Raw genomic sequence first — 12,668 nt, forward strand, 5'->3', positions numbered from 1 at the left:
CGCTGATGGACTCCGTGGACCGCGGTGTCGGCCAGCTCGTCGACGCCGACATGAACGCGGAATCGACCCGCCTTCAGGCGCTGCAGACCCAGCAGCAGCTCGGCGTTCAGGCGCTCTCGATCGCCAACCAGAACAGCCAGAGCATCCTGTCGCTGTTCCGTTAAGCCGCGGCTTCGAAACCGGCCGTGCTCCCAAGGGAGCACGGCCTCCGCCATGAACGGCGGATCCGGTGGCACAAGACGTGCCCGCAATCGACCTCCCGACGCCAGACTCGACCCAGTACGTATCGCCGATCGCGCTGTCATTCGCCCGATCGCCCGCACGTTGCCGCCGATCGCGTCGTTCACTCGCTTGCAAAATTGCAACGCCTCGCCGGCGAACCGGCACATTCGCATTCTCGCGCAACCTTCAGACAAGGTTGGCAGCGGAGTGTCCTCTACGTTCGCATCGGTACGAGGTCACATGCTGCTCAGTCGTGCGCAGATACAGCAACTGCTCAACAATCTTCTGGAGCTTGGGCCGCGACGCCTGATGGCCCTGGGACTGATCGGCTTTGCCGTTCTCGTCACCGTCGTCGGCGGCGCCTATTATCTGAGCCGGCCCGAATTCGAGACGCTCTATACCGGCCTCAGCCGGGAAGACGTGACGCGGATGGGCGCCGCGCTGCGCGAGCAGAACATCACATTCGACGTCAATACCGCCGGCGATGCGGTTTCGGTGCGCCCGAGCCAGACCATGCAGGCGCGAATGCTGCTCGCCGAGAAAGGGCTGCCGACCAGCGCCAATTCCGGCTACGAGCTGTTCGACAAGATCGGCTCGCTCGGCCTGACTTCGTTCATGCAGGAAGTCACGAAGCTGCGCGCGCTCGAAGGCGAGATCGCACGCACGGTGCAGTTGATGAAGGGCGTCAAGGCCGCAAGGGTGCATATCGTGCTGCCGGTGCGCGGCTCGTTTCGTGCCACCCAGCAACCGCCGTCGGCCTCGGTCGTGCTGCGTACCGACGGTGCGATCGAGGCGCGCACGGCGCAGTCGATCCGTCACCTCGTCGCGGCCGCGATTCCAGGCATGACCCGCGACAAGGTGACGGTGCTGGATGCCGACGGTTCGATGCTGCTGGCCGAAGACGACGAGGCGAGCGCCGCGCCGACCAAGATGGCGAACCTCCAGAAGACGGTCGGCGGGATGGTGCAGGAGAATATCCGCAAGGCGCTGACGCCGTATCTGGGCCTCGACAATTTCGAGGTGAGCGTCGCGCCGCAGCTCTCCACCGACAAGCGGCAGATCAACGAGACCGTCTACGATCCGGAGACCCGCGCCGAGCGTTCCGTCCGTAACGTGCGCGAGAAAGAATCGTCGCAGAACGCGGATCGCTCGACGCCGACTACGGTGCAGCAGAACCTTCCGGACCAGCAGGTCAACGCCGGCGGCACCAAGAACTCCAGCGAGGACAAGACGCGCCGCGAGGACGTCACCAATTTCGAGGTCTCGTCCAAGACCACGACGACGGTGAGCGACGGCTATCTGGTGAAGAAGTTGTTCATCGCGGTCCTGGTCAATCGCGCGCGCCTCGTCGCCGACCTCGGCGACAAGAGCAACCAGGCCATCGTCGACAGCAAGCTCGCCGAGATCAGCCAACTCGCGGCGACGGCGGGTGGGCTGGACAAGCAGCGCGGCGACCAGATCCAGGTAACGGCCGTCGACTTCATCGAAGGCTCGCGCGAACTGGCGCCGGTGCCGCCGATCAGCTTCGTCGAAATGATCAACAAGCAGCTCGGCAGCGTCATCAACGCGGTGACGATCCTGGCCGTTGCATCGATGCTGGTCTGGTTCGGGCTTCGCCCCGCGGTCAACGGCATTCTGACCCATCGCGCTGCGCAGGAGCAGACCGAGGCGGCAGAAGCTGCCCAGCTCGAGGCCGCCGGAGCCCTTGCATTGGCTGAAAGCGAGGAGGCCGAGCTCAACCTCGTCGAAGATCTCGAAGGCAAGATGCAGCGAACGCCGCAGAAGCGGCTGGAGCAGATCGTTCGGCTCGATCAGATGCAGGCGGCAGCGATCCTTAAAGACTGGATGCGACGCGAGGAGGCGGCATGAACGCGGCAATCGGAAAACTTCTGACGCAGTTCGACGCGAACGGCCGGGCCAAGTCGCCGCCGCCTCCGCCGCCCAAGATCCAGGACGTGCTGACGAGGCAGAAGGAGGTCCGGCGCGAGCCGCAGCCCCAGCCTCAGCTTCAGGGTCAACCGCAACCGCAGCCTCAGCCTCAGTCGCCGTCTCCCGCTCCGAAGGCGGAAGCTCCGTCGGCCAACCTTCTGGACGATGCCTATCGGCGCGGCCATGCCGCGGGCGTCGCGGAAGGCGACGCCCGGATCGCCGAGGAGCGGGTGCGCAGCGCGATCCGGCTCGGCGAGGAGCGGGCCAAGTGGTCCGACCAGCAGGCGGTCGCGGTCGTCAGTGGCTTCGAGACGGCTTGCCGCGAGATCGAGACCAACATCGCGAGCTCCGTCGCACGGATATTGCTGCCGTTCCTGGCTGAGGCGGTCCGCGACAAGGCGATCGGGTCGCTGGTGGAGCAGATTGCGGCGCTGACCGGCAATTCGCCGGTGCCGGTGTTCAAGGTCACCGGCCCGAGCGAACTGCTCGACCTGGTGAAGATACAGCTCGATACGGCCCGCCGAACGGGTATCGAGTACGAGGCCGCCGAGACCTTCGAGGTCCGCGTCGTCGCCGACCAGACCGTGATCGAGACTCAGCTCTCGGCCTGGAGCGAACGCCTGAAAGAGGCGCGCCGGTAGCCCGCCATGAATGAGGTCAAAGCAGAGCTCGTCATCATCCGTCGGCGGAGCGCCTTCGACGACGAGAAGCCGCACGGTGGCGTCTGGAAGATCGCCTATGCGGACTTCATGACCGCGATGATGGCGTTCTTCCTGGTGATGTGGCTGATCAATGCGCTGAACCAGGACCAGAAGCAGGTGGTGGCGAGCTATTTCAATCCGATCAAGCTCGCGGAGAACGCGCCCGCGCCGAAGGGCCTCAAGGATCTCTCCAAAAAGGAGCCGTCGTCGTTCGAAGGCCAGGACGGCAGGCGTCAGCCGGCCGGACCCAGCGAGGAACGTCGCGGCGACTCCCCGACCGCCGAGAAGCCGCCCTTCTACGAGGAGAAGGTCCTGTTCCGCGATCCCTATGCGACGCTCACCGAGATCGCCAACAGCGCCAACCAGGCCTCGGGCCAGCGGCGCGCCGGCGCGCTGACGTCGGCCGAAGAGGACGGCCTCAAGGGTGGCGACGCCTACCGAGATCCCTTCGATCCCGGCTATTGGAAGCTCGCGCCGCAGGCGTCCAAGGATGCCGACCGCATCATCGAGAGCGAGCCCAAGCCGAATGCGTCCGCGCGCGACAATGCGGCCGGGACAGTTCAGGGCGAGCCGCAGGCGCGTCGTGCCAGGGCGGACGATGCCGCCGGAAACGTGGCTCCGAACGCCGATGCTTCGTCCGCAAGCCTGTCGCCTCTGCTGCCGCCGGGGCCTGCGCCGTCGCAGTCTGCACGCGACGGCAACGCGCAGCCGGGCGCCCAGTCTGGCGTTGGCGTTCAAGCCAACGCCGCCGCACCCGCGCGGCTCAACGATACGACAAAGGAGTCCGAGCCGCGCGATGCGGCCCAGACGCAGCAACCGACGGTCAAGCAGCTGCAATCGGCAATCGCAGAGGCGCTGTCGGACATCAAGGCCGGCGCGGGACCGGCGGCCGAGGTGCGTCAGGTCGAGGAAGGACTGCTGATCAGCCTGACCGACGACGCCAGCTTCGGCATGTTCGCGGTCGGCTCTGCTGAGCCCCGGCCGGAGCTCATCCGCGTGATCGACAAGATCGGCCCGCTGCTGACGAAGCGGCCTGGCATGATCATCGTCCGCGGACACACCGACAACCGGCCATACAAATCGGAGACCTACGACAATTGGCGGCTGTCGACGGCCCGTGCGCAGATGGCCTATTACATGCTCGTCCGCGCCGGCGTCGATGCGCGGCGGATCGAGCATGTCGAGGGTTACGCCGACCGGCGGCCCAAGCTTCAGAACGATCCGGCGGCCGCGCAAAATCGCCGGATCGAGATCCTGATCCGGGAGAAGCGTCCTTGATCAAGCCACTGCTCCGCGCCGCGCTGCTGGCGCTGCTGCCGATAACGGCGGCGGGCGCATTTGCCGAGCCGGCACCGGCTCCGGCGCCATCGACATCGGGCGAGCCATATGAGCTCGTGCGCGCATTGCAGGCCGCGCAGGACGGCATCGCCAACGGCGATACTGCGGCGTATGGCAAGCACATCGCGTTGATCCGGCAGATCGGCGAAAAATTTGTCGCTGCGGATCCGGGCGTGTGGAGCAACCCGCAGAACGGCCAGGCCGTCGTCATCTATCTGCTCAGCGGCGGCGGGCCGCAAATCGTCCGCAAACTGCCGCGCGACAAGCTGAACGTCGACGCACGGCTGTTCGATGGTGCGGTTGCCTATGTCGAGGGCCGTCAGGACGAAGCGCGCGAGTTGCTCAAGGACGTCAAGCCGCGCACGATTCCGTCGGGCCTGGGCGGACAGGTCGCACTGGTGCAGGGGGCGCTGTTCGCGCGCACCGAGGCGTCGCTCGCGATCGAGCGCCTGGACGACGCGCGCCTGCTCCTGCCGGGCACGCTGGTGGAGGAAGCGGCGCTGCGGCGCCAGATCCTGCTGGTCGGCCAGGCGGAGGATTTCGACAAGTTCGAGTTCCTGACGCTGGCCTATATCCGCCACTACCGCAACTCGGTCTATGCCGGGGATTTCTGGCAGCGTTTTTCCACGGGCGTGACGCAATCGAGCCTCGCGCTCGACGAGCGCCGCTTTGCGCGGATCGTCACTCTGCTCGAGCAGATCGATCGCGCGAGCCGGCTCAAGCTCTATCTCGTGATCGCGCGCACCGCGATGGTGCGCGGACGACTGGTCGTGACCCGGCTTGCCGGCGAGCGCGCGCTCGCGCTCAGCGCCGATGCCTCGGCGGATCGCGAGCGCGCGCATTTCTTCCGCGGCGCCTCGCGGGCGCTGACGGACGAATATGACGGCGGTATCGCCGAGCTGAAGGCGCTCGACCGGTCGAAATTGCCCGAGCGCGATCTTCCGCTCCTGAATGCAACGCTGCAGCTCGCGCTCGATGTCCGCAAGCCGTTCGCGGGCGGAACGGTCGCCGCAGCCGACAAGCCTCCGGTCACGCCGGCGCGTCTCGATCTCGCATCGTCGGCCGCGACGCTCGCGCGCGCGCAGAAGCAGTTCGGCGAACTCGAACTTCTCACCAGGGATCGCCGTCCATGACGAAGCTCAGTGGAACCTCCGGACAGGTGTTTTCGGGACTAGCCGAAAGCCTCAGCATGCGGGGCGCATCGCGCTCCGGCAAGAGTGCCGCGGCGAAACCGCAGGCGGACTCGTCGTTCAACGATCTGCTCCACACCGTCTCGAACCTCGCCAAGCGGGCCCTGAACGATGAGGGCGGCGATACGGCCGTCAAAGCGGCAACGCTTCGGACGGGCCTGGCGCATCAGAGCGACAAGGACAAAGCAAGGGACGAGACGGCGCATGACGGCACCGCGACGGTCGAGGACTCCAAATCCACCGGGAAATCCCCCGCGAAGAAGACCGGCAAATCGTTGGAGAAGCAGGCTCCGGTCGACCCCGGCGAGAAGGCCGACGTCCAGAACCGGCCGGGGATTTCCGCAATCGTCGGACAGGAGATCGCCGCCGCACCGGCCGCGAAGCCGCAGCTGCAAGCAACAGCCGGCGACAAGCAGGATACCCCCGCGCGCGGCGAGCGGTCCTTCACTGCGAAGCGCGAAGTTCAGGTCACGGACTTGACGAAGGCGGCAACGGCCGAGTCCCGCCCGTCTGCTGTCGCTCCGACCGCTGCGCGCTCGCAGGCCGCGGCTCCGCGAGCGATAGACGCCGCCCAAGCGCTATCGACGCAAAGCGAAGAGCCGTCGAAGGCGATGCCCATTGCACCCGGCTTCGAGGCCGTCGCCGCCAATGTCGAACGCGCCGCCAAGGCCTCGGCGCGGGATGCGCTGCCCGAGGCGACCAAGGTCACGGTGATCCAGCAGGAAACCCATCTGCCTCCGGCGCAGTTCAACGCCCCACAACAAATTGCCAATGCCGTCGTCGCCGAGCTGAAGGAATCTCCGGTGCCGGCGGCGTCCGCAGCTCCCGATTCTGCGGCATCCCAGACCTCCGCGCCGGACCAGCCGCTCAAGATCCTGACCATCAATCTCGAGCCGCCCGCGCTCGGCAACGTCACCGTTCGGCTTCGTCTCGTCGGCACCGAAGTGTCCGTCCACCTTGCCGCCGAGCGCAAGGACACGAGCCAGATGCTGGACCAGCGGCGCGACTCGATCCGCGAGCTCATGCAGTCGGCGGGCTACGTCGCCGACGTTGCCCCTGTCCAACACGGCTCGTTGGATGAATTCCAGAGCGGCACCGGCCAGTCGCAGTCGCAGCTCTCGGGCCAGCAACAGCCGTCGTCGCAGTCGCAAGGCACGTTCGGCGGCACGAGCACGTCGTCTGGACAATCGGACGGCGGCGCGAAGCAGACCCGACAGGAGCGCCAGTCCAACCAGGAGACGCGTCATGACCAGGACGTGGCGCCGCAGATTCGTCGCGGCCCTGTTTATCTGTAACGCCGGCGCCGCGGCAGCGGCGACCGACAATTCGCGCCCTTGCGAGCGCGAGATGGCGCGCGCGTCCCAGCAGCACGGGATTCCGCTCGGCATTCTCTATGCGGTCGGCCTGACCGAGACCGGGAGGCGCGGCGCGCTTTATCCCTACGCGCTCGGCGCCGAGGGACAGACCGTCTTCGCCAAGGACATGAACGACGCGATCGCGAATTTCGAGGCGATGCGAGCCAAGGGCATCAAGCTGATCGACCTCGGCTGCATGCAGATCAACCACTATTATCACGGCGACAAGTTCGCCTCGGTGCGGGCGATGTTCGATCCCGCCAGAAACGTCGACTACGCCGCGCGCTTCCTGAAGGAGCTCAAGCAGCGCGAGGGCAGCTGGACAATGGCGGTCGCCCGCTACAATGCGGGGCCCAACAACCAGCCGGCGCAGAAGCGCTACGTCTGTCACATCGTCGCTCATCTCGTCTCCAGCGGCTTCGGCGCGTGGACCGACAAGGCGCGCTCATTCTGTCAGGCCAAGACCACCTGAAGAGACGACCCGAGGAGCGACATCAAGTTGTGCATCGTTCCCGATCATCAGCCTCGCGCAAGCAACAACCCCCATTGTAACTGCAACCTACCAAAGGAGCCCAATTCATGAGCCTGTATGGTGTTATGCGCACCGGAGTTTCCGGGATGAACGCGCAGTCCAACAAGCTGTCGACGGTTTCGGACAACATCGCGAACGTCAACACCACCGGCTACAAGCGGGCTTCGACGGAGTTCTCCTCGCTGATCCTGAAGAGCGGCTCGGGCAATTACGATTCCGGCGCGGTCGAGACCACGGTCCGCTATGCCATCACCGATCCCGGCAACCTCCAGTTCACGACCTCGACGACGGACCTCGCGGTCCAGGGCAACGGCTTCTTCGTCGTGCAGGACCCGAACGGCAACAATTTCCTCACGCGCGCCGGCTCGTTCGTGCCCGACAGCACGGGCAATCTCGTCAACACGGCCGGCTTCCAGCTGATGGGCTACAACATCCAGAACGGTGCCGCGCCCAACGTCGCCGCCAACGGCTTCGGCGGCCTTCAGGTCATCAACGTCAACCAGATGGCGCTCCAGGCCGCGCCCTCGACCAAGGCGACCGTGGCGGCCAATCTCGATCCGAGCGCAACCGCGATCGCGGCTCCGGCCGGTCCGGCCAACTACACGTCGAAGACCTCGATGGTGACCTACGACAACATCGGCAATGCCGTGACGCTCGACGTCTACGCCGCAAAGACGGGCGCGAATACCTGGGATATCGAGGTCTACAACGGCGCAACCGCGCTGACGACGAGCGGCCCCGCGACCACGTTCACCTTCGACGTTACGGCGGTCGGCAAGGGTGCGCTGGCCGCCGCGAGCCCGACGTCGCTTTCGGTGGCGATCCCTGGCGGTTCTGCTGCCTTCAATATCGACCTCTCGGCGATGACGCAGGTCGCCTCCGCCTTCGACTTCAAGGCGACCGTCGACGGCAACGCTCCGTCCGCTGTCGAGAAGGTCAACATCGACGACAAGGGAGTGGTCACCGCGGTCCTCAAGAACGGCACCGAACTTCCGAGCTTCCAGATCGCGCTGGCGACCGTGCCGAGCCCCGACCATCTGACGCCCGAAGTCGGGAATGTCTATTCGCCGAACCTGGATTCCGGAAACGTGCAGGTCGGCCTCGCCGGCCAGGGCGGCCTCGGCACGATCCAGTCGGGCGCGCTGGAGGATTCCAACGTCGATCTCGCCGACGAATTGACCTCGATGATCGAGGCCCAGCGCGGCTTCACCGCGAACTCGAAATCATTCCAGACCGGCGCCGATTTGCTGGACGTGGTCGTCAACCTGAAGCGCTGATTCCCGCAGCGCTCGTCGCCGGCAAGAGCAGATCATGAACCTTACCGCCGCCCTCGAATCCGCCCGCTCCTCGCTCATGGCGTCGGGCATCCAGTCGTCGGTCATCTCGCGCAACATCGCCGGTGCCAGCTCCACCGGCTATTCGCGGAAGATTGCCGTGTTGGACAACCTGCCCGGGACCGGCGTCTATGTGGCGGGGATACAGCGCGCGGCCAGCTCGGGTCTCTACAACAACGTTCTGATCGCGACCTCGTCGTCGGCCGAGCAGAGCGCGATCCATGACGGCCTCCAGAAGATCGCATCCGCCACGGTGGACGATCCGGAACTCGACCAGTCGCCGACGGCGCAGCTCAATGCGCTGAAGCAGGCGCTCCAGCAATATGCCAACGCCCCGGACAACACCACGCTGGCGCAGGCGGCGGTTGCGTCAGCCAAGGACATGGCGACCGCGCTCAACCAGGCGACACAGACCGTGCAGTCGGTCCGTGAGGGTGCGGATGCCGACATGAAAACGTCGGTCCAGAACATCAACCGGCTGCTCTCCCAGTTCCAGTCCGTCAATACGGCGATCGTGAAGGGCACGATTTCCGGCGACGACGTCACCGACTACCTCGACCAGCGCGACAGCATCGTCTCCCAGCTGTCGCAGGAGCTCGGCGTCACGATGTCGATCCGCACCAACGGAGACGCGGCACTCTACACCGACAGCGGCGTCGTGCTGTTCGACAAGACGGCGCGGACGGTGAGCTTTGCGCCGACCAACGCCTATACGGCCGGCACCACGGGCAATGCGGTCTATATCGACGGCGTGCCGGTGACCGGCGCCAATTCGGTGATGCCGCTGAAGTCGGGCAAGCTGGCGGGCCTCGCCCAGCTGCGTGACCAGGACACGGTCACCTATCAGAGTCAGCTCGACGAGATCGCGCGCGGCCTGATCAATACCTTCAAGGAGAGTGATCAGTCCGGCGCGGCGCTGCCCGACGTTCCCGGTCTCTTCACCTATCCCGGCGCGCCGGCGATGCCGGCGAGCGCCACCGTCTCAGTAGGCCTCGCAGGCACGATCTCGGTTGCCGCGTCGGTCGATCCGGCCCTGGGCGGCAACCCGGATCTGCTGCGCGACGGTGCGATCAGCGGCAACGCCGCATACCAATACAACACCGCCGGCAACGGCGGCTATTCGACCCGGTTGCAGCAGCTCATCGGCGACATGGATGCGTCGCAGCCGTTCGATGCCACCACGCAAGGCAAGCCGAGCGGCAGCCTGATCGACTTCGCCTCGTCGTCAACGAGCTGGATCGAAAACCAGCGCAAGGCCGCGGACGACAACGTCACCTACCAGAACACGCTGCTCGACCGCAGCACTGCGGCGCTGTCGAACGTCAGCGGCGTCAACATGGACGACGAGATGTCCTTGATGCTTCAGGTCGAGCGCACCTATTCGGCGTCGTCGAAGATCATCTCGACCGTCGACGAAATGTTGCAGAGCCTGCTGGCTGCCGTGGGGAATTGAGCCATGATGAGCGCGAACTACATCTCGACGTTGATGCTGTCTTCGTCGTTGAGGTCCTCGATCACGAACAACCAGGCTGCGCTGAGCAAGGCGTCGACGGAGGCAACCACCGGCCGCTTCGCCGATATTGGCCTCGAACTTGGTGCCACGACCGGCAGCGACGTCACCCTGCGGGCGGATTGGAGCTTCGCCGATCAGCTCGTCGATACCAACGGGCTCGTCTCGGGACGCCTGGACGTGACGCAGAACCGGATCACCCAGCTCAGCACGACCGCAACGGACTTCCTCAAGGACCTGATCGCGGCCCGCAGCACCGACGGCGGCGGGCGGATCATCCTGCCGCCTGCGTCCTCCAATCTCCAGGATCTGATCGGCGCGTTGAACGTGTCCTATAACGGCTCGTACCTGTTCTCGGGCATCAACACGCAGAACCAGCCGATCACGGCTTACGCCGCCGGCTCGGCCAGCAAGAACCAGGTCGACTCCGATTTCCTTGCGACTTTCGGCTTCTCGCAATCCTCCGCCAGCGTGAGCAGCATCACCGCCGCTCAAATGCAGACCTTCCTCAACACCAGCTTCGATGCCGAGTTCGCGAGCCCGGCCTGGAACACCAACTGGTCAACGGCCACCGACCAGGTCATGCAAAGCCGGATCTCAACGACCGAGATCGCCGATACGTCCGTGAGCGCCAACCAGGCCGGCTTCCGCAAGCTCGCCGAGGCCTACACCATGATGGCGGATCTCGGGAACACGAACCTGAGCCAGGAGACGTTCCAGGTCGTCGTGGACAAGGCTATCGGCCTCGTCGGTAACGCCATCACGGACCTCGCTGCGCTCGGCGGCAGCGTCGGCACGGTCCAGCAGCGGCTCACCACCGCAACCAGCAAACTGAAGGCGCAGCAGGACATTCTGAACAATCAGATCGTCGGTATGGAGCAGGTCGATCCGGCGGAAGCCTCGGTCCGGGTCAACACCTTGCAGACCCAGATCCAGACGGCGCTCGCGCTGACCTCGCAGCTCCAGAAGATCAGCCTCATCAACTATCTCTGAGTCATAGCCCGTTCGTAAGGCCTGCAATCCTTGTCTTGTTATTCGGTCTCCTGCGCAGAGTTTTCCTGATGACGTTTGAAGCCTATGAAGCGGTCGTCGACGAGAGCGGCTATGAGGCGCGGGGCCGCGAGCGGCAGGCGCTCAGCCTCGGCATCGATCGGCTCGAGCGAATCCAGAAGGGGCGCTTCAGCTTCGAGGATCTGGTCGAGAGCCTGCTCTATGTGCGGCGGCTGTGGACGATCTTCATCGAGGATCTCGCGCATCCGGAGAACGGACTGCCGGACAAGCTGCGCGCCGACATCATCTCGATCGGCCTGTGGGTCGTCAAGGAAGCTGACCGCCTCCGCGAAGAGAAGTCGGACGACGTGATGCAGCTCATCGAAATCAACCGCCTGATCCGAGACGCTCTTTGATGAAGATATCCTTGCGCGCGGGTGAACGGGTCTACATCAACGGCGCGGTGCTGCGTGTGGACCGCAAGGTCTCGCTCGAACTCGTCAACGACGTGATGTTCCTGCTCGAAGGGCAGGTGATGCAGGCCTCCGACGCCACCACGGCGCTGCGCCAGCTCTATTTCATCGTCCAGCTCATGCTGATGAATCCGACCGACGTCCGGGATGCATCGGCCCTGTACGGGCAGCATCACGCGGCCCTGGTCGCGGTGTGCGAGAGCCACGAGATGCTGGTCGGGCTTGGCGCTGTCGACGAACTGGTCGGAGCGACGCGTTACTTCGAGGCGCTCAAGCGGATCCGGGCGCTGTTTCCGGTGGAGCAGGCCATCCTGGCGGGCGCCAAGACCGATTCCCCATCCGAAGCTGCCTGACAGCGGAGAGGCACATGAACGTCACCAGCGCGACCGATAGCACCGGCAAGTCGTCCAGTTCGACCGGTTCCACCACGTCGACGTCGAGCACCGGCGTCGACTACAACACGTTTCTTCAGCTGCTCATCGCCGAGATGAAGAACCAGGATCCGACCAATCCGATGGATACCTCGCAATATATGAGCCAGTTCGCGCAGCTCTCGTCGGTCGAGCAGGCGATGCAGACCAATACGAAGCTCGACGCACTGCTGTCTTCGCAGTCGCTGTCGCAGGCCGACGGCTTGATCGGAAAGACCGTCAGCTTCACGGACTCGACCGGAGCGACCTTCAGCGGCAAGGTCGCTTCGATTTCCATCAACAGCGACGGCTCCGTCGCGACCCTCGAGGACGGCACCAAGGTCGCCGTCGGGCCCGGTCTCACGATCAGCCAGTCATGAATGAACGGGACGCCCTCGACATCGTCCAGGCGGCGATCTGGACCATCATCGTCGCCTCCGGCCCTGCCGTCGGCGCCGCGATGCTGGTCGGCACCATCATCGCGCTGATCCAGGCCCTGACCCAGATCCAGGAGGTGACGCTGACCTTCGTTCCGAAGATCATCGTCATTCTCGTGGTCGTTGCCGTCTCCGGCTCCTTCATCGGGGCCCATCTCTCCACCTTCACCGAGATGGTCTATTCGCACATCGAGCGCGGTTTCTGATCCGGACGGCCCCGGCCACCACCCCCGCGTAAGCTTTGCAC

At 65.1% G+C, this 12,668-nt stretch carries 14 protein-coding genes; all 14 read left to right on the forward strand.

Annotation, left to right across the window (positions count from 1 at the left end):
* A partial coding sequence (locus tag OC450_RS00830; protein WP_262047227.1) for a flagellin occupies positions 1–164 on the forward strand: 164 nt, incomplete at its 5' end.
* Positions 165–462: 298 nt separating this feature from the next.
* On the forward strand, positions 463–2,091 hold the full coding sequence (gene fliF / locus OC450_RS00835; RefSeq protein ID WP_211387291.1) for a flagellar basal-body MS-ring/collar protein FliF: 1,629 nt from the start codon (positions 463–465) through the stop codon (positions 2,089–2,091).
* Positions 2,088–2,792, forward strand: a complete 705-nt coding sequence (locus tag OC450_RS00840; RefSeq protein WP_211387290.1) for a hypothetical protein — start codon at positions 2,088–2,090, stop codon at positions 2,790–2,792. The genes fliF and OC450_RS00840 overlap by 4 nt, the downstream gene beginning before the upstream one ends.
* A gap of 6 nt (positions 2,793–2,798) precedes the next feature.
* Positions 2,799–4,130 (forward strand): MotB family protein, encoded by a 1,332-nt coding sequence (locus OC450_RS00845; protein WP_262046986.1) that lies wholly within the window; start codon positions 2,799–2,801, stop codon positions 4,128–4,130.
* A complete protein-coding gene (locus OC450_RS00850; RefSeq protein ID WP_262046987.1) occupies positions 4,127–5,323 on the forward strand; it encodes a chemotaxis protein in 1,197 nt (398 codons plus the stop codon). Before OC450_RS00845 ends, OC450_RS00850 begins: the two co-directional genes overlap by 4 nt.
* Complete coding sequence (locus OC450_RS00855; RefSeq protein WP_262046988.1) at positions 5,320–6,675, forward strand: flagellar hook-length control protein FliK; 1,356 nt, start codon at positions 5,320–5,322, stop codon at positions 6,673–6,675. The genes OC450_RS00850 and OC450_RS00855 overlap by 4 nt, the downstream gene beginning before the upstream one ends.
* Complete coding sequence (locus tag OC450_RS00860) at positions 6,626–7,207, forward strand: transglycosylase SLT domain-containing protein (RefSeq protein WP_211387286.1); 582 nt, start codon at positions 6,626–6,628, stop codon at positions 7,205–7,207. The genes OC450_RS00855 and OC450_RS00860 overlap by 50 nt, the downstream gene beginning before the upstream one ends.
* A gap of 107 nt (positions 7,208–7,314) precedes the next feature.
* Complete coding sequence (locus tag OC450_RS00865) at positions 7,315–8,544, forward strand: flagellar hook protein FlgE (protein WP_262046989.1); 1,230 nt, start codon at positions 7,315–7,317, stop codon at positions 8,542–8,544.
* A gap of 34 nt (positions 8,545–8,578) precedes the next feature.
* Positions 8,579–10,054 (forward strand): flagellar hook-associated protein FlgK, encoded by a 1,476-nt coding sequence (gene flgK, locus OC450_RS00870; RefSeq protein WP_262046990.1) that lies wholly within the window; start codon positions 8,579–8,581, stop codon positions 10,052–10,054.
* Positions 10,055–10,057: 3 nt separating this feature from the next.
* Positions 10,058–11,104, forward strand: coding sequence for a flagellar hook-associated family protein (locus OC450_RS00875; protein WP_211387283.1), 1,047 nt, complete (start codon positions 10,058–10,060; stop codon positions 11,102–11,104).
* A gap of 68 nt (positions 11,105–11,172) precedes the next feature.
* Positions 11,173–11,517 carry a flagellar biosynthesis regulator FlaF gene (flaF, locus tag OC450_RS00880; protein WP_211387282.1) on the forward strand — a complete coding sequence of 115 codons (345 nt, stop codon included), beginning with the start codon at positions 11,173–11,175 and terminating at the stop codon, positions 11,515–11,517.
* Complete coding sequence (flbT, locus tag OC450_RS00885; RefSeq protein ID WP_211387281.1) at positions 11,517–11,927, forward strand: flagellar biosynthesis repressor FlbT; 411 nt, start codon at positions 11,517–11,519, stop codon at positions 11,925–11,927. The genes flaF and flbT overlap by 1 nt, the downstream gene beginning before the upstream one ends.
* Before the next feature lie 14 nt (positions 11,928–11,941).
* Positions 11,942–12,364: a flagellar hook assembly protein FlgD gene (flgD, locus tag OC450_RS00890; protein WP_211387280.1), complete on the forward strand. Its 423-nt coding sequence runs from the start codon at positions 11,942–11,944 to the stop codon at positions 12,362–12,364.
* Positions 12,361–12,627: a flagellar biosynthesis protein FliQ gene (fliQ, locus tag OC450_RS00895; protein WP_018453982.1), complete on the forward strand. Its 267-nt coding sequence runs from the start codon at positions 12,361–12,363 to the stop codon at positions 12,625–12,627. Before flgD ends, fliQ begins: the two co-directional genes overlap by 4 nt.
* Positions 12,628–12,668: the final 41 nt, after the last annotated feature.

Source organism: Bradyrhizobium sp. Bra78 (assembly GCF_024519855.1).
GTDB classification, from domain to species: Bacteria; Pseudomonadota; Alphaproteobacteria; order Rhizobiales; family Xanthobacteraceae; genus Bradyrhizobium; species Bradyrhizobium japonicum_G.